This is a genomic window from Streptomyces sp. NPDC030995 (assembly GCF_055571215.1).
In genome coordinates, this window is sequence record NZ_JBVIFS010000001.1 from 654376 (window position 1) to 673664 (window position 19289).

The window sequence follows — 19289 nt, forward strand, 5'->3', positions numbered from 1 at the left end:
AGGTGATGTCAACCCTGGTTGACGACGGTCCGTCTACGGCTTGAGGACGACCTTGCCGAAGAGGTCGCCCGACGCGAGCTTCTCGAAGCCCTCGCGCGCCCGTTCCAGCGGCAGGACCTGGTCGATGACCGGCCGCAGGCCCGTCGTCGCGCAGAACGACAGCAGGTCCTCCAGCTCGTCCTTGGAGCCCATCGTCGAGCCGACCACCTTCAGCTCCAGGAAGAAGATCCGGGTCAGCTCGGCGTGCGCCGGACGGTCGCCGCTGGTGGCGCCGGAGATGACCAGGGTGCCGCCCGGGCGCAGGGACTTCACCGAGTGCGACCAGGTGGCCGCGCCCACCGTCTCGATCACCGCGTCCACCCGCTGCGGCAGCCGCGCGCCCGGCTCGTACGCCTCCACCGCGCCCAGTTCCACCGCGCGCTTGCGCTTGGCCTCGTCCCGGCTGGTGGCGAAGACCCGCAGGCCCGCCGCCTTGCCGAGGGCGATCGCGGCGGTCGCGACCCCGCCGCCGGCGCCCTGGACCAGTACGGAGTCCCCGGGGCGGACGCCCGCGTTGGTGAAGAGCATCCGGTACGCGGTCAGCCACGCCGTGGGGAGGCAGGCGGCCTCCTCGAAGGACAGCTCGGCCGGCTTGCGCAGGACGTTCCAGGCGGGGACGGTCACCTGCTCGGCGAAGGTGCCCTGGTAGCGCTCGGTCAGGATCGAGCGGGGCTCGTCCGGGCCGACCCCGTGGCCGCTCTGGCCGATCACGGAGTGCAGGACGACCTCGTTGCCGTCCTGGTCGATCCCGGCGGCGTCGCAGCCGAGGATCATCGGGAGTCTTTCCTCGCCGAGGCCGACCCCGCGCAGCGACCACAGGTCGTGGTGGTTGAGGGAGGCGGCCTTGACGTTCACGGTCACCCAGCCGGGCCGGGCCTCCGGTGCCGGGCGTTCGCCCAGCTCAAGGCCGTTCAGCGGCTGGTCACGGTCGATTCGGGCGGCGTAGGCAGCGAACATGCCGCGACGCTACCGCTCGGTAGGGCGGGGTTCCAGCCCTTCCCGTGACCGTGGCGGTGAGGCCTTCGTCGCACCGGGCCGGGAAGCGCGTCAAAAAGGTGAAGGCCCGGCCGGATCCTGGGTGGATTCGGCCGGGCCTTCACCCGTACGGCTCAGCGCGGCGGTCAGGCCAGGCGGGCCACGCCGTCGGCCTTCGCCGCGGCCGCGACGGCCGAGGCGACGGCCACGGCCACGCGCTCGTCGAACGGCGACGGGATCACGTAGTCGGCGGCGAGCTCGTCACCCACGACACCGGCGATGGCGTCGGCGGCGGCGATCTTCATGCCCTCGGTGATCCGGGTGGCACGGACCTTGAGGGCGCCCTGGAAGATGCCCGGGAACGCCAGCACGTTGTTGATCTGGTTCGGGAAGTCCGAGCGGCCCGTGGCCACGACCGCCGCGTACTTGTGCGCGACGTCCGGGTGGACCTCCGGGTTCGGGTTGGCCATGGCGAAGACGAAGGCGTCCTTGGCCATCGAGGCCACCGCCGCCTCCGGGACCGTACCGCCGGAGACGCCGATGAAGACGTCCGCGCCCGCGAGGGCCTTCTCCAGCGAGCCGGTCTGGCCCGTCTTGTTGGTCAGGCCCGCGATCTCCGCCTTGACGTCCGTCAGGTCGGTGCGGTCCGCCGAAACGACGCCCTTGCGGTCGGTGACGCAGACGTCGCCGATGCCCGCGTCCACGAGGATCTTGGCGATGGCGATGCCCGCCGCGCCCGCACCCGAGATCACGGCGCGCAGGTCGCCGAGGGTGCGACCGGTGAGCTTGGCGGCGTTGCGCATCGCGGCCAGCGTCACGATGGCCGTGCCGTGCTGGTCGTCGTGGAAGATCGGGATGTCCAGCGCCTCCTGGAGGCGGCGCTCGATCTCGAAGCAGCGGGGGGCCGAGATGTCCTCGAGGTTGACCCCGCCGAAGGAGGGGGCGAGACGGATGACCGTCTCGATGATCTCCTCGGTGTCCTTGGTGGCGAGAGCGATCGGGACCGCGTCCACGCCGCCGAACTGCTTGAAGAGAATGGCCTTGCCCTCCATCACGGGGAGGGACGCCTCGGGACCGATGTCACCGAGACCGAGCACGGCCGTGCCGTCGGTGACGACGGCGACCACGTTGGACTTCCAGGTGTACTCGTTCACGAGCTCCGGCTGCTCGGCGATGGCGCTGCACACCTTCGCCACGCCGGGCGTGTACGCGAGGGACAGGTCATCCTTGTTGTTGACCGGCACGGTGGCCTGGATGGCCATCTTGCCGCCCCGGTGCAGCGCGAACACCGCGTCCGGGTTGTTGTCCGTGACGCTGTCACTGTGAGGGTTGATGATCTCCGCTGCCACTGTGTGTGACCCCTTAAGTCCTTTGAATCGTTGAGGGTGGCCACTCCTGGTTAAGGGGTGGGCGGGCACCGCGTCTGTACTCCGCATCGACGGTTGGCCCGTCTCCGCGAAGGGGAGGTTCGTACGCGCGGGCGCGCCGCACGCGCGCCCTGAGCCCCGGATGAGGGGTGTAAGGATCTGTTCTACCCGAAGAACACACGCCCAGACGAGTCGATTCCCGCTCAACTGTAGGTCGGTTGCCCTGCTTTTGGCGAAAAGTCCAAACCTTGATGTCCGGTGGGCGAGACAGTCAGTAGAAACTGCGGTGAAAGGGCCAGGTCACGGCAGTATCTGCGGTCTCGAACCCCCATCCCCGCAGTCCTGTTGGGCTACCCCGGTCGCCCGTTATGCGATTTTGACCTGACGGGCACCCTGAATGTCTCAGTCCGAATGGCAAGATGCCGTAATCACACAAGGTCGCGACACTCGATGGTGCGTGTCCGACCCTTTTCGATGCTTTTCCACCAGCCGGAGGAACGAAGCCATGACCGCAAGCACCACCCGTCGTACGACCGCCGCCCGGTCCCGGATCGCCGCGGTCGGCGCGATCGCGGTCGCCGGCGCCCTGATCCTCACCGGCTGTGGTGACCAGACCGACAGCGGCACCAAGGCCAAGGACAAGACCAGCGACGCCCCGCTGTTCTCCAAGCTGCCCAAGAAGATCCAGGACGCCGGGGTCGTCAAGGTCGGCACGGACGCCGCGTACGCCCCCATGGAGTTCACCGAGGGTGGCAAGATCGTCGGTGTCGACCCCGACATCGCCGAGGCCCTCGGCAAGCAGCTCGGCGTGAAGTTCCAGTTCACCTCCGGCACCTTCGACGGCCTGATCACCTCCCTGGAGACCGGCCGCCAGGACGTCGCCATGTCGTCCATCAGCGACAACAAGCGCCGCCAGGAGGGCCTGGACGAGAAGGGCGCCAAGATCGGCAAGGGTGTCGACTTCGTCGACTACTTCTCCTCCGGCGTCTCGCTCATCGTCAAGAAGGGCAACCCGGACAACATCAAGTCCCTCGACGACCTGTGCGGCAAGACGGTCGCCGTCCAGCGCGGCACGATCTACGAGGACACCTTCAAGGCGCAGGCCGAGAAGTGCGGTGACAAGAAGCTCACCATCGAGGCCTTCGACACCGACGCCGAGGCCCAGACCCGCGTCAAGGCCGGCGGCGCCGTGGCCGACATGAACGACTACCCGGTCGCCGCGTACATCGCGAAGACCTCCGGTGGCGGCAACGACTTCGAGGTCGGCGGCCAGCAGAGCGACGTCGGCCTCTTCGGCATCGCCGTCGCCAAGGAGAACACCGAGCTGCGCGACGCCCTGAAGGAAGCGCTCGACGCCATCATCAAGGACGGCTCCTACGCCAAGGTCCTCGAGAAGTGGGACGTCAAGGGCAGCGCTGTCCCGTCGGCCACCATCAACGCCGGCAAGTAGTCCCGCGCGCTCCACTGAAGGGCAGTCATAGTGACTGACAAGATCGACAAGGGTCCGGCCTCCGCACCGGCCGGACCCGGCCCCTCGGGTTCTCCCTACGAGGCCATCAAGGCCATCCCGGTACGGCACTACGGACGCTGGGTCAGCGCCGTCGTCGTGGCCGTGGTGCTGGGCTGGCTCATCTACGCCTTCTCCCAGGGCAAGGTCATCTGGGGCACCGTCGGCGACAAGCTGTTCGACGCCTCGGTCATCGACGGCCTCTGGAACACCATCGTCATCAGCGTGCTGTCGATGCTGCTCGGCCTTGTGCTCGGCATCCTCTTCGCGGTGATGCGGCTCTCGAACAACCCGGTCACGAGCTTCGTGTCCTGGCTCTACATCTGGTTCTTCCGCGGCACCCCGGTCTACGTGCAGCTGCTGGTCTGGTTCAGCCTCCCGCTGATCTTCCAGTACATCAACCTGGGTCCGATCTACAAGAACGAGACCGTCGACGTCATGACGCCGTTCATGGTCGCCCTGCTGGGCCTCGGCCTGAACGAGGGCGCCTACATGGCGGAGATCGTCCGGGCCGGCATCCAGTCCGTCGACGAGGGCCAGAGCGAGGCCTCGCACGCGCTCGGCATGACCCGGACGCAGACCATGCGCCGCGTGGTGCTCCCGCAGGCGATGCGCGTGATCATCCCGCCGACCGGCAACGAGTTCATCAACATGCTGAAGACCTCGTCCCTGGTCTCGGCGGTGCAGTACACCGAACTGCTGCGAGCCAGCTCCAACATCGGCTCCACGGCCGGCGCGGTGATCGAGATGTACTTCGTCGCCTCCATCTGGTACCTGGCTCTGACCAGCGTGTTCAGTGTCGGCCAGTACTACCTGGAGCGCCGCTACGCCCGCGGCTCGCTGCGCAGCCTTCCTCTCACCCCGTTCCAGCGGCTGAAGGCAAACCTGAACATGTTCCGCCGTACGGAGGTGGCGAAGTGACCGCCCAGCCGATGGTCAAGGCCGAAGGCGTCCACAAGTCCTACGGCGCCGCCCACATCCTCCGGGGCATCGACCTGGAGGTCGCCCCGCGAGAGGTCTTCTGCCTGGTCGGCCCGTCCGGCTCCGGCAAGTCGACCTTCCTGCGGTGCATCAACCACCTGGAGCGCATCAACGCCGGCCGGCTCTCGGTCGACGGCCAGCTGGTGGGGTACAAGCAGAAGGGCGACAAGCTCTACGAGCTGAAGGACAGCGAGGTCGCGGCCCAGCGCCGGGACATCGGCATGGTCTTCCAGCGCTTCAACCTCTTCCCGCACATGACGGCCATAGAGAACGTCATGGAAGCCCCGGTCATGGTCAAGGGCGAGTCCAAGGCGGTGGCGCGCGAGCGCGCCGTACGCCTCCTGGACCGCGTGGGCCTCGGCGACAAGGGCGGGAACTACCCCACCCAGCTCTCCGGCGGCCAGCAGCAGCGCGTGGCGATCGCCCGCGCGCTCGCCATGGAGCCGAAGCTGATGCTCTTCGACGAGCCCACCTCGGCGCTCGACCCGGAGCTGGTGGGTGACGTCCTGGACGTCATGCGGGACCTCGCCGAGTCGGGCATGACCATGATCGTGGTCACGCACGAGATGGGCTTCGCCCGCGAGGTCGGCGACAACCTCGTCTTCATGGACGGCGGCGTGGTCGTCGAGTCGGGCAACCCGCGCGATGTGCTGGGCAACCCGCAGCACGACCGGACGAAGGCGTTCCTGTCCAAGGTGCTGTAGCCGTCGTCGCACGCGTACACGGCTGAGGGGCGGTACGGAATCCCGTACCGCCCCTCAGGCGTTCGCGGCCTTTCCAGGTCCCTACTTCAGGCCTAGGACCAGCGCGTCCGAGGGGGAGCGCCAGACCGTACGGGCCTCCGCGAACCCGGCGTCGAGCAGGGTGCGGGCGTGCCACGCCTCGGAGGGGGTGTCGCCGTCCGCGTGCTCCCCGTAGATCGCGAAGCGCGCCTTCACCGGCTCGGCCAGCACCGGGTCCGCGGCCGCCAGGGCCCACCACTCGCGCCAGTCCGCGACCCCGGCCGCCTTGGCCCGGTCCATGCCGGCGTGCCGGTGGGCGTGCTCGGCGGCGTCGATGCGGGGGGTCGCCGGGTCGGGCATGTGGTCGGCGTTCATGAACACCCCGCCCGGGGCCACCAGCGGTGCGAGCTGCCCGTACAGGACGGCGAGGTCCTTGCTGTGCAGCCAGTGCAGGGCGGTGGCGGTCAGGACCGCGTCGTAGGAGTCGTGGGGGAGGGCGGAGCGCCAGTCGGGGTCCTTGAGGTCGGCGGTGACGAAGGTGACGCGCTCGTCCCCGGCGAAGTGGCCCTCGGCGATGGTCAACAGCGCGGGGTCGAGATCGACGCCCGTACTGGTGGCTCCCGGGAACCTCTTGAGGACGCGGTCCGTGATACTTCCCGTACCGCACGCGAGATCCAGTACCCGGGGGGTGGGCCCGACCAGTGCCTCGACCATGTCCAGCATCACCCGGAACCGCTCCTCGCGGTCGGGCATGTACCACTCCTGCTGCCGGTCCCAGCTGTCCTGCCAGGACTGCCAGTACGCCGTGCCGGTAGCCGTTTCCGTCGTATCCGCCATCACGAACCCCTCCATACGTAATACCCTCGAAGACGTCTCAGCCGTTACCGGAGACACTAATCCGCAGCCGTAAGGACTACAAGTGGAACTGGCCCATTACTCGGACTTCGCCGTGCGCCTGGTCAACACCGAGGAGCCGGCCCGCAACAAGGACGCGCTCACCTCGGTGGACGCCGTCCGCGCCCTGTTCGGCGCCAGCGTGCAGATGGCCCGCCGCGTGACCGACACCGACGTCACCCGCTTCCGCAACGTGCGGGCCCGGCTGCGCGCCGTCTTCGAGGCCGCCGACGGCGGCGACCACGTCCTCGCGGTCGACCTGCTGAACTCGCTGCTCATGGAGTTCCCCGTCAGCCCCCAGGTCTCCGGCCACCAGACCATCGGCCCCGACGGCGCCCCCGACTGGCACATCCACCTCGCCGAGCACCCCTCGAACGCCTCCGCCGGCTACGCCGCCATGGCCGCCATGGGCCTGGCCTTCGCGCTCACCGAGCACGGCCCCGACCGGCTCGGTCTGTGCCAGGCCGCGCCCTGCCGCAACGCCTACCTCGACACCTCCACCAACCGCTCCCGGCGCTACTGCTCCGACCGCTGCGCCACCCGGGCCAACGTGGCCGCCTACCGCGCCCGCAAGCGGCTGGAGGCCGAGGCGTCCGCCCGGAGCGGGCGCAGCGCCGAGGCGGCCCAGGACAGCCGGGCCCTCAGCGAGCGCTGATCCTCCTCGCGGGGCCGGAAACGCAGGACCGCCGTCGCCAGCACCAGCTCGTCGGGCACCGGCCCGTAGACGGTGCTGTCGCCGGTCTCGTTGTACGGATTGTCGCCGAGCACCCACCAGCAGCCGCCCGGCCGCCGCTCCACCGCCCGCTTGACCACCAGCAGGTCCTGCTGGAAGGGGTGGCGCAGCACCACCACGTCACCCGGCCGGACGGCCGCCCCGTACCGGACCACCAGCCGGTCGCCATTGAGCAACGTGGGCACCATCGACGCCCCCGCCACCTCCACCACCTCGAACCGCTTGCGCGGGCGTCCGTACTCCACCATGCGTGTCCTCCTCGTCACCCCGCATGCTGCCGCACGGTCCCGTACATTCGCTCACCGGTCCGGCCGAGACCATGGACTTTTGTCCTAAGCCCATGGGGGCGCCCGCGAAATCCGCTTCCCCAGCGAGTAATCTCCCCCTTGAGAAGACGATCACGAGGAGGACAAACTCCATGCTTTCCCGCCTCTTCGCCCCCAAGGCGAAGGTCTCCGCCCACTGCGATCTTCCGTGCGGCGTGTACGACCCTGCCCAGGCCCGCATCGAGGCCGAGTCCGTCAAGGCCGTGCAGGAGAAGTACCAGGCCAACGACGACGCCGACTTCCGCGCGCGCGCCATCACCATCAAGGAGCAGCGCGCCGAGCTCGCCAAGCACCACGTTTCGGTGCTGTGGAGCGACTACTTCAAGCCGCCGCACTTCGAGAAGTACCCGCAGCTGCACACCCTGGTCAACGACACCCTGAAGGCCCTCTCGGCCGCCAAGGCGTCGAACGACCCGGCGACCGGCGCGAAGGCTCTTGAGCTCATCGCCGAGATCGACCGCATCTTCTGGGAGACCAAGGCCGCCTGATCCGGCGCCCCGTACCCCTGCTCGCGCCTCCCTCACGGGCGGTCGCGGATGCGAGAACGGCCCGATCGCCTTCGTGGCGGCCGGGCCGTTCTCGCATCTCGGGGCGAGCAGGATCCACACACCCGAGTACAGGGGAACGCCCGAGTACAGGGGAATGAGAGGGTCGCCCGGGGCCGTCAGAAGTGGTTCAGCAGCGCGTTCCACGTCTGAGGGCCGATCTGCCCGTCGACCACGATGCGTGCCATCCCCTGGAAGCTCCTGGTGGCGGCCGCCGTCTGCGGTCCGAAGATGCCGTCGATCGGACCGGGGTCGCTGCTGTGGGCGGCCAGGAGTCCCTGGGCGTTCTTGACGTCCTGGCCCTGTGCGCCTTGCTCGAGCGTCGGGCTCGGGAAGGACGGGCGGTCCAGGTGCACCTTCCCCCAGACCGCCGGCCGGCCGTCGACCTGGGGCAGGACGCAGAACCACAGCGTGGCGAACGCACCCCGCTGGATGGCGAGGAGGTCGCCTGCCCGGCCGGAGTCCGGGGGAGTCGTGGTCAGCCCGGAAGGAGCCAGGCGGATCTGTGCGGCCTGGGCCGACGAGAACTCCCCGCCGCGTCCGCTGGTGCTGTTGCCTGAGACCCCGGCTCCCTGCGCGCTCTCGCCCGAGACCCCGGTGCCGCGCCCGCTCTCGCCCAGGACCCCGATGGCCGAGCCGCCGTGCTCCTCGTTGTCGCCCCTGGGCAGTGCGAACCGGAAGTCGATGCGGCTCTGCCCCACCACCCCGGGCGCGCTGCTCATCGAGATGCCGAAGACTCCTCCGGTGTCCCCGCGCCGGCCGAAGCCGACCACGCCGGCAAGGTTGCGCCCCCTGCCGAGCACCCCGTACGTACTGCCCTCGCCGACCACACCGATCAGGTCCCGTTCGGCTTCCCTGTCCGACTCCTCCCCCGGAGCCAGGCTCTCGCCGTAGACACCGCAGAAGTTCCCGAAAACGTTGACCCCGTAGACGGTGTCCGACGACTTCGTGGAGAATCCGGCGCGGGGAAACCCAGCACCCGTGAACGACGGCCCCACCGCGGTGAATTGATCCTCGTGCGGCATAGCACTCACCTCTGGCTGACGCGGTTTCGGATGGCCCCTCCCGTCAGTTCCAGCCTCCTCCGCTGCCGTCCCTCTGCAACCCGGGGACCTGCGATGGCGCATCGCATCCGGGAGGCGCATCATCGGATGTGGTCGCCGGGATCGGAGCCGAGGCTCCTTCGGCGCCGGTCGTGCGCCGGTGACCCGCCCGCCGGCCGGCCGAGGGGCGGGCGGGGCCGGGGCGGTCACTCGTCCGCGTCGTCGTCCTCGTCGTCCAGGCGGGCCAGCCAGGTGGCCAGGCGTTCCACCGGGACCTCGAAGTCCGGGTTCAGGTCGACGAAGGTGCGGAGCTGCTCGGCGAGCCACTCGAAGGTGACCTCCTCCTCGCCGCGCCGCTTCTCCAGCTCCTCGATGCCGCGATCGGTGAAGTACAAGTCGGGCTCCGTGTCCAAGGGGGGTTTTACGCCAGGATAATCCGTCCTGCGGCGAGACCTCCCGCCCGTGGTGCGCCCGGCGCTAGCCTGGATGTCTCACGAGCTGGGGGCGCGGATGACGGACGGGCGCACGAGCGGGTCCGCGCGCGCCTTCGAGCTTCTGGAGCCCCTCGTCCTGGCGGCGACCGTACGCGTTCACGCCCCGCCCGGCGGGTATGGATCCGCTGGGACCGGGCCCACCTGGGGGAGCGGTTTCTTCATCGCCCCCGGCTGGGTCCTGACGTGTGCGCACGTCGTCGGTGAGGGGGGAGGTGCCACCGTGCGGATCACGGGGCGCGAAGTCGGCATCACCTTCTCCTCCGGGTGGCACACCGGCACCGTCGCCGGGCGCGTGGAGTGCGTACTGCCCGAGCGGCTGGAGGAGCGGCGGCCCCGGCGTGGAGCCCTGTGGGACCTGCCCGACCTGGCGCTCGTGCGGGTGCTGGCGCCCGTGTCGCACTCCTGCGTCTGGCTGACCGACCGCTCCCGACCCCGCTTCGACGAGGTCGCCTACTTCGGCAGCACCGAGGAGTTGGGCACCCCCGAGATCACCGGCCGCACCACCCGGCTGCGCGGCACCGCCGGGAACGGCGCGGCCATCCGGCTCGGCGACGACGACGAGATCGACCCCGGCATGTCCGGCGGGCCCGTGGTGGACCTCGCCCGCGGGGAGGTCGTCGGCGTGGTCAAGGCCCGGCGGCACACGGGAGGCGGCGGGCTCGCCGTCTCCGTCGTGCAGTTGAGGACCCTGCCGATGGCCGTACGGGGCCAGGTCGGGCTCTACCGGCGCGTCATGCAGGCCCACGACCTGTACCACTACGACCAGCACCTCAGCGACCTCGACAACCGCCGCACCTGGACGGACGTGCACGGCGAACTCCCGGCCGAGGAGGGCGATCCGTACGCCGGCCGCGGCCGGCTCACCCCCGGCGAGCGCACCACCCTGTGCGGGCTGCTGGCCGAGCTGCCCCCGCCGGGCTCCTCCGAGGCCGTACGGGCCCTGGTCGAGGCGGCGCGCGGGGAGGAGCCGGACCCGCAGCCGCCGGCCCCGCTGAGCTGGCGCGACGGGCTGGGGCTGCTGTACGACCCGCCGGGCGGGGCGGGGGAGGCCGCGGCGATGCTCCGGTACGCCACGGACGTGAGCGTGGCCGACTACCGCGAGCCGCCGACGCCGGGCGCGGACGAGGAGCTCTGGGACTGGGTACGGGCCACGGCCGAGCGGCTCTGGCGGCCCCTGCGGCGGGAGCTCGGCGAGCGCCACGAGCGGGGCCTGGCGGAGCGGGAGCGGCGCCGGCGGGCCCAGGCCGGGCGGCCGGTGCACGGCCCGGCCCGGCGCTCGGGCGGGCTGCCGGCCGGGGCCTCGGCGCTGCTGGAGGTGTGGGCGCACGGCTGGGAGGACCTCTACGACTGGCGGGTCTCCGTGCTGGCGGGCCCGGCGCGCCCCGGGCGGGTGACGCCGGTGGACTCGGGCGTACGGGCCGGCCTGGCCGCGCTGCCGGAGGCGTTACGGGCCCCGCTCGCCGAGGCCTTCCGGCGGTGCGACACCCACGAGGCGGCGGCCCCGCTCGAAGTGGCCGTGGCCCCCGAGCTGTTCGGGCTGCCGGTGGACGAATGGGTCGTGGTGGGCGGAGTACCGCTCGGGGTACAGCGGCCGGTGCTGCTGCGCCACCCCGGCGGGGCGAGGGAACACCCGGCGGACCGCGAGGGAGCCGAAGGGGGCGCCCGGTGGGCCCGGGTGCAGGCCGGACCGCTTCAGGACGAACGTGCCGACTGCGTACGGGGGCGCCCGCGCGCGCCCGCCGCCGAATGGCTGTCGGGCCTGCCGGACACCACCGTGCCGGTGCACTGCCGGGCGGCGGATCAGGAGCCCACGCTGGGCTCGCTGCACGCGGTACGGGACGCCGGGTACGGGGTGGCCGTGACCCGCAGGCCCCCGCCCGACCCGGGGGCGTCCTGCGCGCCGTTCCACCGCGGGCTGCGGGAGGAACTGGCCGACGCAGGGCGGGCGGAGGTGCTGCCGCTGCGGTTGCAGACGCTGCGGGGGCGGGCGTACGGGGCGGACCCCGACGCGTACTGGGCGGCCGGGACGGGGCTGGTGTGGGAGGACCCGGCGCGGCCCCTGCCCCACGACGAGCCGCTGGAAGGCGACCTGTGACACCGCCGCAACCGCCGGCATCGCCGAGAGCGCCGACATCGACGACAACGACGACATCGCCGGGGAGTCGCGGCGGCGGATCCGAGGGAGGGAGCGCCCATGAACGACGAGTGGCTCATATACCGCGGGGTCGGTGAGCCCCATGACGGGATCGACGCCCTGCCCGACCCGCCGCCGTGGCGGGACTTCGACGGCGGGCCCGTGGCGGAGGTGAGCGGCCCGGCCGGGGTCGCCGACGGCAATGTGGCCCGGCGGCTGGGGGCGCACCGGCAGGCGGCCGAGCTGCACCGGCCGGAGCCGGAGGAGCTGGAGGCCATCAACGCGGCGCTGTACCTGCGGCGGCCGCTGCTCGTGACGGGCTTTCCCGGAACCGGGAAGTCCACCCTCGCGCACGCCGTCGCCCACGAGTTGAAACTGGGACGGGTGCTGCGCTGGCCGGTGGTGTCGCGCACCGTGCTCCAGGACGGGCTGTACCGGTACGACGCCCTCGCCCGGCTCCAGGACGTGCAGATCGCCGCGAGCGGGGGTGGCCAGGACAGGGTTTCCGGCGCCGGAACGGCGGCCGGGGCCGGCGCCGGCACCGGCATCGGGAAGTACATCCGGCTCGGGCCGCTCGGCACCGCGCTGCTGCCCACCGCGCGGCCCCGCGTGCTCCTCATCGACGAACTCGACAAGAGCGACATCGACCTCCCCAACGACCTGCTGAACGTGCTGGAGGAGGGGGAGTTCGCGCTCCCCGAGCTGGAACGGGTCGCCGACACCGAGCCCGAGGTGCAGGTGCTCACCGACGACGGGACGAAGGTGACCGTGCGGGGCGGCCGGGTCCGCTGCCGGGCGTTCCCCTTCATCATCCTGACCAGCAACGGGGAGCGGGACTTCCCGGCCGCCCTGCTGCGGCGGTGCATCCAGCTGGGGCTCGGGCAGCCCGGCGAGAAGCGGCTCGCCACCCTGGTCCGCGCCCACCTCGGTGAGGAGGCCGCCCGGCTCGGGGCGGACCTGATCCGGGAGTTCCTCAGCCGCTCCCAGTCCGAACTGGTCGCCGCCGACCAGCTGCTCAACGCCGTGTACCTGACCCACTACGCCGCCCCGCCCACCCGCGAGGACCTCGCGGACCTGCTCATCCAGCGCCTCGACCGCCCGAGGTGAGGGGCCGTGCCGTCCGCCGGACCGTCCGGCATCCGTGACCTGGCCGCGCTGCTGCGCGCGGCCGGGCTCGACCCGTCCGCGGAGGAACTCGCCGACGCGCTGTGGCTGGCCGGGCACATCCGGGGGCCGGGGCAGGCCGCGCCGGGTCCGCAGGTGCCGGGCCCCGAGGAGGAGGCTGAGGATCCGGTCAGGGAGCGCGTGGAGCCCGTACGGGAAGAGGTGGAGGCTGAGGATCCGATCAGGCTCTACGCGCCCGGGGAGCGCCGCGCCGGCGGGGCCGAGGGGGGAACGCCGGGGGAGTCGCCCGAGGAGTACGGGGTGCCCGTACGGGTGCCGGGTGCCGCCGCGCTGCCCCGCATCCTCGAAGTCCAGCGGGCCCTGCGCGCCCTCCAGCGGCACCGCCCGCCCGCCCCGCCCACCCGGCTGGTGCTCGACGAAGCGGCCACGGCCGAGGCCAGCGCCCGGGCCCTCGGGCTGGTCATCCCCGTGCTCCGGCCGGAGAGCCGGCGCGAGGCGACCGTACGGCTGGTGATGGACGCGTCGCCGTCGATGGCCGTCTGGCAGGACATGTTCGAGGAACTGCGCTCCGTGTGCGAGCGGTTGGGGGCCTTCCGGGACGTCCAGGTGCACTACCTGCACCGCCTCGCGGACGGCGGCGCGGCGCTCGGGCGCGGCCCGGTGCCCGGCTCCGGGCTGCGCTCCGGGGACCAACTGCGGGACCCGACCGGCAGGGCCCTGACCATGGTGGTCTCCGACTGCGCCGGGCCGCTGTGGCGCGAGGGCGCGGCGCAACGGCTGCTGTACCGGTGGGCCGAGTGCACCCCGTGCATGGTGGTCCAGCCGCTGCCACAGCGGCTGTGGGGCCGCAGCTGGCTGCCGACCGAGCGGGGCACGCTCGCCCGGGTCGAGGGCGGGGCCGGGAAGCTGAAATTCCGGTCGGACCGGCCGACGCGGCCCGGGCGGCCCACGGGCGGGCTGACCGTCCCGGTGCTGCCGCCGAGCGCGACCGCCCTCGGGGCCTGGGCCCGGCTCGTCGCCGGGCTCGGCACCGGGCCGGTACCGGCCGAGGTGGGCCGGGTGCTGGCCGACCACCCGGCCGCGCCGGTGCCGCCGCCGCGTACCGTACGGCCGCCGCGCGAGCTGGTGACGCGGTTCCGGTCCTCGGCCGCGCCCCGGGCCGTACAGCTGGCGGTGTACCTGTCGGCGGCGCCGCTGACCCTGCCCGTGATGCGGCTGGTGCAGCGCACGATGCTGCCGGACTCGGAGCCCTCGGACCTGGCGGAGGTGCTGCTCAGCGGGCTGCTGCGGCGCAGCGGACCGGGGCCGGGGCACTGGTACGAGTTCGTCCCCGGGGTGCAGGACGTGCTGCTGGGGCCGCTGGGGCGGGACGAGGCCACGCTGGTGCTCAAGCACTGCTCGGAGTACGTGCTGGCGCACTTCGGGCGCGGCGTACGGAACTTCCCCGCGCTCGCGGTCTCGCAGCTGACCGGGGCGCCGCCGGCGGGGGCGGCGCCGGCCCCCGAGGACGCCGAGCGGGTGCCTGCGGGGCGGCTCCCGCAGGCCTTCGCACAGGTTTCGGCCAAGGTCGTACGCCGCTACCTGCCCGGGATGCCGCAGGAGGGCCCGGCGCCGCGCCGGCCCGCCGCGGCCCCCGCGCCCAGGGCCGCGGCCGTGCGCGCCGCGCGGGACCGGCTCGCGGACGCCGACGGGGCCGGGGACGGAGACGGGGGCGCGCGGGCCCTGTACGAGGCCGTGGCGGTGCTGCGGCGCGCGGTGACGGCCCCGGTGGGGCCCGGCGACCCGCCCGAGGAGGCGGAGACCGAGCTGGCCGCGGCGCTGCTGCGGCTGTGGGCGGCCCAGCGGGACCCGGAGGTGCTCGCCGAGGCGGAGCGGGCCGTGACCGGGCTGCGGACGGCGGCGGGGCGGGCGCTGCGGGGCCGGGTGCTGTACGAGCGGGCGCTGGCGGGCGCCCCCGACACGGAGCTGCTGGCCGCGGCGGACCGGGAGTTCGCGGCGGCGGGCGCGGCCGCGGACCCGGAGCTGCGGCGGGACTGCGCGGTGCGGCGGGCCGAGACCCTGATCCGGCTGAGCGGACTGCTCGGCGACGCGGGCGCGCTCCGCGAGGCCCGCACGGTGCTCGAACCCCTGACGGGCCCCGCCACCGGCCCCACCACCGGCCCCACCCCGGGCGTCGATGCGGAGCCGGACCCCGGCCCGTACTCCGGCCCGTACCCCGAGCTGCACCTGGCCCTGGGCCGGGTCCTGCTGGCCCTGCTGCCCCTCACCCCCGACCCGGCCGGGCGCACGGCCCTGGCCGAACAGGCCGCGGCCCGCCTGTCGACGGCCCTGGCCCACCCGCCGCGGACCGCACGGGCCGCGCAGGTCCGGGTGGAGCTGGCCGGCGCGCTGCGCCATCTGCCCGGCCGGCTGGAGGAGGCGGCCGGACAGCTGGACGCGGCCCTGGCGGAGGCGGGCGGGGACCCGGAGCTGCGGGTGGCCGCCCTGGTGTGCCTGGCACGGGTGCACCGCGAGCGGTACGCGCGGGACGCCGATCCGGTGGCACTGGAGGACGCGGCCGAGGCGTACGGCCGGGCCCGGCGGCTCATCCCCCGGGACGCCGAGGCCTTCGGGGAACTGCTGCCGGAGTGGGGCGACGTACTCCTGGAGCGGGCCCGGACCGCCGACGGGCGGCGGTTCACCGGGGCCGCCGTGCGCGTACTGCGCGACAGCCGGGCGGCGGTCCCGCAGTCCGACCCCGGGTCGGCGCACCGGCTGCTGAGGCTGGCCGGCGGGCTGCGGCTGCGGCACGCCTACGAGGGCGATCCGGTGGACCTGCGGGAGGCGGAGTACCTGCTGGAGCTGGCCGTCCGGCAGAGCCGCGACCCGCTGGAGCAGGCGCGCGCCTGGCGGGACCACGGCGACGTGCAGCAGGAGATCCACGGCCACACCCGCGCGGCGGACCGCCTCGACCGGGCCGCGGATTCCTACCGGCGGGCCTGGCGGGCCGCGCTGGAGGCCGACCACGAGGAGCGCAGGGCCAGCGGCACGGCCGTCCAGCTGGCCGCCCGCGTACAGGAGTCGCGCGGCGAGGTGCTGGAGCGCCTGGCCCGGCCCCGGGCGGCCCTGGACGCGTACCGCTCGGCGCTGGAGCTGTGGGCGCGGGTCGAGGCGGGCGGCGAGGTGCGCTCCGAGGCGCTCCGCGTGCGGGTGCGGGCCCTGGAGGACGGGCTGTGACGGGCCGTGACGGCGGCGCCGGTGGCGGCGCCCCTACCTGCGATGCCACCGGCGCCGCGACCGCGCCCCCGACCGGAACCGCTGTTTCTGCGGACCGGTCGGAGGGAAAGGGCAGTGGACCGTCCGGTCCGCGACACGACAGGGGGAGCAGCGGCACATGGTGACGAACCATCAGGAAGTGGCGGCAGAGACCCGGCAGTGTCCCGGACGGCTGCCGGACCTCTCCGGGCTGGATCTGGCCGCACTGCGCGGGATCGACCATCCCGTGCTGGCCCAGGTGATCGAGGGCATGGTCGAGCGGGTGACCCACCCGGCCGAGATCCTCAACGCCTTCGACTCCAGCGTGGTCTGACCGGACGCCGTGTCGAACGGACGCCGCGCCGACCGACGCCGTACCGACCGGACCTCGTGCCGACCGGATGCCGCACCGACCGGACGTCGTGCCGACCGACGCCGCGCCGCCCGGACCTCGTGCCGACCGACGCCGCGCCGCCCGGACCTCGTGCCGACCGGATGCCGGACCGACCGGACGTCGTGCCTGATCCGCCCCAGCTGAACGCGAGTTGACCACTTTCCGCCGTTAGCCGGGACCGTCCGAGGGGCAGGGATGGACCGTCCGCCGGGGCCCCCGACGAAGTCCGGGGGAGGGAGGTGCAGCGATGGGCCGAGCGATCACGACCGACTCCGCCGTGCTGCCCGCACACCACGCCCGTCACGCGCCCTGGCCCTACACCCGGCTCGACGTCCCCGCGCTGCGCGCCGCGGGCCACCGCCCCCACCCCATCCGCCAGTTCGTGCTCAAGACCCGCAGCCGCTGCAACCTCGCCTGCACCTACTGCTACGTCTACGAGATGGCCGACCAGGGCTGGCGCGGCCAGCCGGCCGCCATGACCCCCGCCACCGCCGCCCGCGCCGCCCAGCGGATCGCCGAGCACGCCGCCGCCCACGACCTGCCCCGCGTCGACCTCGTGCTGCACGGCGGCGAACCGCTGCTCACCGCGCCCGCCGCGCTGGCCGCGCCCGTCGACGCCGTACGGGCCGCCCTCGCCGCGGCCGCCCCGCGCACCCGGGTCACCGCCACCGTGCAGACCAACGGCACCCTGCTCACCCGGGGCCGCCTGGCCGCCCTCGCCGCCGCCGGGATACGCGTCGGCGTCAGCCTCGACGGAGGGCTGCCCGCGCACAACGCCCGGCGCGTGGACCACGCGGGGCGGCCCGGCTTCGGCGCCGCCGTCCGGGGCCTGCGGCTCCTGGCCCGGCATCCGGACAGCTACGCCGGGGTGCTCTGCGTCGTCGACCTCGCCCAGGACCCGGTGGAGACGTACGAGTCCCTGCTCGCCTTCGCCCCGCCCGGCATCGGGCTGCTGCTGCCGCTCGCGCACTGGAGCGCCCCGCCCCCCGGCCACCGCCCCGGCCGGACCCCGTACGCAGACTGGCTCCTCGCCGTCTTCGAGCGCTGGTGGCACGACGGGGTGCGGCGCACCCGGATCCGACCCTTCGAGGAGATCATCGCCCTGCTGCTCGGCCTGCCCGCCGCCACCGAGACCCTCGGGCTGGAGCCCGCCGCCACCGCCGTGATCGAGACCGACGGCTCCATCGAACAGGCCGATTCGCTGAAATCCGCTTACGAGGGCGCCGCCGCCACCGGCATGCGCCTGGACACCCACAGCTTCGACCAGCTGCTCGACCACCCCGGGCTCGCCGCCCGCCAGCTCGGGCGGGACGCCCTCGCCGCCGGCTGCCGCGCCTGCGAACTGGTCGAGGTGTGCGGAGGCGGGCACTACCCGCACCGCTACCGCGCCGGCGAGGGGTTCCGGCAGCCGTCCGTGTACTGCGCCGACCTCCAGGTCCTGATCCGGCACGTCGCCGCCGCCCTGGCCGCGGCGACGACCGGGTGGGCGACGCGACGGGCCGCCTCATGACCGCCGCCCTCACCGCCTTCACCGTCTCCTCCCGCACCCTGCGCGCCCTCGCCTCCACCGAACCCTCGATGGAAGGCACCCGCCTGGTCCGCGACGTGCGCCGCTCCAGGCGCCTGGTCCTGCTGCGCGCGGTCCTCGACGCCGCCCCCGGCGGCCGGTCCGGGGCGACCGCCGACCACTGGGCCCTGCTGGAGGAGGCCGAGCGGCGCGACCCGGGCGCCGTGCGCGACGTACTGCACTACCCGGCCACCGGAGTGTGGGCCGAGGAGACCCTGCGCCGGCTGCACGCCCCGTACGGACCCCCGCCCGACCTCGGCCACCTCGGGGTCCTCGCCGTCGCCGCCGCCCTGCGCGCCGGGATCGCCTTCACCCACACGCTGCGGCCCCTGCACGGCCGCCTCGTCCTGCCCACCCTCGGACTGCTCCGCCCGGACCGCCCCGGCCCGCTCGCCCTCACCCAGCGCTCCTGGGACCCCGATGACCCCGCCACCCTGCCCCTGCACACCCTGCCCGGGGGCCGGACCGCCCTCGACGACCTCGACCCGTACCGGGCGCCCGGCCCCGAACAGCCCGCCACCGTCCGCCCGGCCCGCCGGCTCACCCCCAAGGGACACAAGCGGTGGGACACCCAGTGGTCCGGCGCGCTCACCCTGCTCCAGCGGTACGACACCGTCCGCGCGGAGGAGACCGTCCAACTGCTGCGCTCCGTCGTACCGCTGGCCGGCGGCTCCCGCTCCAACGGCGCCACCCTGCCCGCGGCCGCCGGCTCCGTACTGGCCCGCGCCCAGGCCCCGCCCGCACTGGCCGCCACCCTCGTCCACGAGGTCCAGCACGGCAAGCTGACCGCCCTCACCGACGTCCTGACCCTGCACACCGCCGACCGCACGCCCCGCCACTGGGCCCCCTGGCGCAGCGACCCCCGCCCGCTGGAGGGACTCCTCCACGGCGCCTACGCCCACCTGGCCCTGGCCGGGTACTGGCAGCGCGCCGCCCTCTACGGGGCCCGCGGCGCCTGGGCCCAGCACGCCCGGATCCGCGCCCAGGTGGCGGCCGTCCTGCCCGTCCTGCGGGCGCACGAGCGACTGACCGCCGCGGGGCGGGAGTTCACCGAGGCCATGAGCGCCGCCGAGCGGGCCATGGACGAACTGCCGCCGCCCGGCGACCAGCACACCGCGGCCCGCCGGAGCGTCGACCGCGAGCGCCGCGCCTGGTGCGAGGCGCACCCCGAACTCGCCGCGTTCGTAAAAGGCTGAGGTGCCGCAAAAC

General features: G+C 73.4%; 17 protein-coding genes. 11 read left to right on the top strand and 6 right to left on the bottom strand.

Annotation, left to right across the window (positions count from 1 at the left end; translation table 11 throughout):
• Nucleotides 1-33 precede the first annotated feature (33 nt).
• Together ACZ45T_RS03285 and ACZ45T_RS03290 are read right to left on the bottom strand one after the other, a co-directional pair.
• Nucleotides 34-996, bottom strand: a complete 963-nt coding sequence (locus tag ACZ45T_RS03285) for a zinc-binding dehydrogenase (RefSeq protein WP_468436892.1) — start codon at nucleotides 994-996, stop codon at nucleotides 34-36.
• Between the two features lie 164 nt (nucleotides 997-1160).
• Complete coding sequence (locus ACZ45T_RS03290; protein WP_468436894.1) at nucleotides 1161-2363, bottom strand: NAD(P)-dependent malic enzyme; 1203 nt, start codon at nucleotides 2361-2363, stop codon at nucleotides 1161-1163.
• A 523-nt stretch (nucleotides 2364-2886) separates the two neighbouring features.
• Here ACZ45T_RS03290 and ACZ45T_RS03295 point away from each other — a divergent pair.
• The 3 genes from ACZ45T_RS03295 to ACZ45T_RS03305 are packed head-to-tail and all read left to right on the top strand — an operon-like array spanning nucleotide 2887 to nucleotide 5573.
• Nucleotides 2887-3831, top strand: a complete 945-nt coding sequence (locus tag ACZ45T_RS03295; RefSeq protein WP_468436896.1) for an ABC transporter substrate-binding protein — start codon at nucleotides 2887-2889, stop codon at nucleotides 3829-3831.
• Nucleotides 3832-3861: 30 nt separating this feature from the next.
• Nucleotides 3862-4809, top strand: coding sequence for an amino acid ABC transporter permease (locus ACZ45T_RS03300; RefSeq protein WP_468436898.1), 948 nt, complete (start codon nucleotides 3862-3864; stop codon nucleotides 4807-4809).
• Between the two features lie 11 nt (nucleotides 4810-4820).
• A complete protein-coding gene (locus tag ACZ45T_RS03305; RefSeq protein WP_326593562.1) occupies nucleotides 4821-5573 on the top strand; it encodes an amino acid ABC transporter ATP-binding protein in 753 nt (250 codons plus the stop codon).
• 81 nt (nucleotides 5574-5654) lie between these two features.
• Here ACZ45T_RS03305 and ACZ45T_RS03310 read toward each other — a convergent pair whose 3' ends face one another.
• Nucleotides 5655-6428: a methyltransferase gene (locus tag ACZ45T_RS03310; RefSeq protein ID WP_468436900.1), complete on the bottom strand. Its 774-nt coding sequence runs from the start codon at nucleotides 6426-6428 to the stop codon at nucleotides 5655-5657.
• Nucleotides 6429-6510: 82 nt separating this feature from the next.
• On the opposite strand from ACZ45T_RS03310, the gene ACZ45T_RS03315 reads away from it, so the two are divergent.
• Nucleotides 6511-7140, top strand: a complete 630-nt coding sequence (locus ACZ45T_RS03315; RefSeq protein ID WP_468436902.1) for a CGNR zinc finger domain-containing protein — start codon at nucleotides 6511-6513, stop codon at nucleotides 7138-7140.
• Here the strand turns inward: ACZ45T_RS03315 and sodX are convergent.
• Nucleotides 7044-7466 carry a nickel-type superoxide dismutase maturation protease gene (gene sodX / locus ACZ45T_RS03320; protein ID WP_468436904.1) on the bottom strand — a complete coding sequence of 141 codons (423 nt, stop codon included), beginning with the start codon at nucleotides 7464-7466 and terminating at the stop codon, nucleotides 7044-7046. The two genes, ACZ45T_RS03315 and sodX, sit on opposite strands and share 97 nt — an antisense overlap.
• Before the next feature lie 170 nt (nucleotides 7467-7636).
• On the opposite strand from sodX, the gene sodN reads away from it, so the two are divergent.
• Nucleotides 7637-8032 carry a superoxide dismutase, Ni gene (gene sodN / locus ACZ45T_RS03325; protein ID WP_030709803.1) on the top strand — a complete coding sequence of 132 codons (396 nt, stop codon included), beginning with the start codon at nucleotides 7637-7639 and terminating at the stop codon, nucleotides 8030-8032.
• 176 nt (nucleotides 8033-8208) lie between these two features.
• On the opposite strand, the gene ACZ45T_RS03330 is transcribed toward sodN, so the two are convergent.
• Nucleotides 8209-9114: a peptidoglycan-binding domain-containing protein gene (locus ACZ45T_RS03330; protein ID WP_468436907.1), complete on the bottom strand. Its 906-nt coding sequence runs from the start codon at nucleotides 9112-9114 to the stop codon at nucleotides 8209-8211.
• 224 nt (nucleotides 9115-9338) lie between these two features.
• Complete coding sequence (locus tag ACZ45T_RS03335; RefSeq protein ID WP_030709801.1) at nucleotides 9339-9527, bottom strand: DUF6104 family protein; 189 nt, start codon at nucleotides 9525-9527, stop codon at nucleotides 9339-9341.
• 91 nt (nucleotides 9528-9618) lie between these two features.
• Here ACZ45T_RS03335 and ACZ45T_RS03340 point away from each other — a divergent pair, with 91 nt between their 5' ends.
• The 6 genes from ACZ45T_RS03340 (at nucleotide 9619) to ACZ45T_RS03365 (ending at nucleotide 19276) form a co-directional block, all read left to right on the top strand.
• On the top strand, nucleotides 9619-11721 hold the full coding sequence (locus tag ACZ45T_RS03340; protein WP_468436910.1) for a VMAP-C domain-containing protein: 2103 nt from the start codon (nucleotides 9619-9621) through the stop codon (nucleotides 11719-11721).
• 99 nt (nucleotides 11722-11820) lie between these two features.
• Nucleotides 11821-12867, top strand: coding sequence for an AAA family ATPase (locus ACZ45T_RS03345; protein WP_468436912.1), 1047 nt, complete (start codon nucleotides 11821-11823; stop codon nucleotides 12865-12867).
• Nucleotides 12868-12873: 6 nt separating this feature from the next.
• The gene (locus tag ACZ45T_RS03350) at nucleotides 12874-16101 is read left to right on the top strand and encodes an SAV_2336 N-terminal domain-related protein (protein WP_468436914.1); all 3228 of its coding nucleotides are present in this window, start codon (nucleotides 12874-12876) and stop codon (nucleotides 16099-16101) included.
• Between the two features lie 157 nt (nucleotides 16102-16258).
• A complete protein-coding gene (gene fxsA / locus ACZ45T_RS03355) occupies nucleotides 16259-16453 on the top strand; it encodes an FxSxx-COOH cyclophane-containing RiPP peptide (protein WP_468436916.1) in 195 nt (64 codons plus the stop codon).
• A gap of 307 nt (nucleotides 16454-16760) precedes the next feature.
• Nucleotides 16761-18023, top strand: a complete 1263-nt coding sequence (locus ACZ45T_RS03360; protein WP_468436918.1) for an FxsB family cyclophane-forming radical SAM/SPASM peptide maturase — start codon at nucleotides 16761-16763, stop codon at nucleotides 18021-18023.
• Nucleotides 18020-19276: an HEXXH motif domain-containing protein gene (locus ACZ45T_RS03365; protein WP_468436920.1), complete on the top strand. Its 1257-nt coding sequence runs from the start codon at nucleotides 18020-18022 to the stop codon at nucleotides 19274-19276. The genes ACZ45T_RS03360 and ACZ45T_RS03365 overlap by 4 nt, the downstream gene beginning before the upstream one ends.
• Nucleotides 19277-19289: the final 13 nt, after the last annotated feature.

Coding starts and splice junctions, on each gene's coding strand:
- ACZ45T_RS03340 (WP_468436910.1), top strand. CDS start 9,619: ATGTCTCACGAGCTGGGGGCGCGGATGACGGACGGGCGCACGAGCGGG.
- fxsA (WP_468436916.1), top strand. CDS start 16,259: ATGGTGACGAACCATCAGGAAGTGGCGGCAGAGACCCGGCAGTGTCCC.
- ACZ45T_RS03310 (WP_468436900.1), bottom strand. CDS start 6,428: ATGGCGGATACGACGGAAACGGCTACCGGCACGGCGTACTGGCAGTCC.
- ACZ45T_RS03285 (WP_468436892.1), bottom strand. CDS start 996: ATGTTCGCTGCCTACGCCGCCCGAATCGACCGTGACCAGCCGCTGAAC.
- ACZ45T_RS03365 (WP_468436920.1), top strand. CDS start 18,020: ATGACCGCCGCCCTCACCGCCTTCACCGTCTCCTCCCGCACCCTGCGC.
- ACZ45T_RS03330 (WP_468436907.1), bottom strand. CDS start 9,114: ATGCCGCACGAGGATCAATTCACCGCGGTGGGGCCGTCGTTCACGGGT.
- ACZ45T_RS03295 (WP_468436896.1), top strand. CDS start 2,887: ATGACCGCAAGCACCACCCGTCGTACGACCGCCGCCCGGTCCCGGATC.
- ACZ45T_RS03360 (WP_468436918.1), top strand. CDS start 16,761: ATGGGCCGAGCGATCACGACCGACTCCGCCGTGCTGCCCGCACACCAC.
- ACZ45T_RS03345 (WP_468436912.1), top strand. CDS start 11,821: ATGAACGACGAGTGGCTCATATACCGCGGGGTCGGTGAGCCCCATGAC.
- sodX (WP_468436904.1), bottom strand. CDS start 7,466: ATGGTGGAGTACGGACGCCCGCGCAAGCGGTTCGAGGTGGTGGAGGTG.
- ACZ45T_RS03305 (WP_326593562.1), top strand. CDS start 4,821: ATGGTCAAGGCCGAAGGCGTCCACAAGTCCTACGGCGCCGCCCACATC.
- sodN (WP_030709803.1), top strand. CDS start 7,637: ATGCTTTCCCGCCTCTTCGCCCCCAAGGCGAAGGTCTCCGCCCACTGC.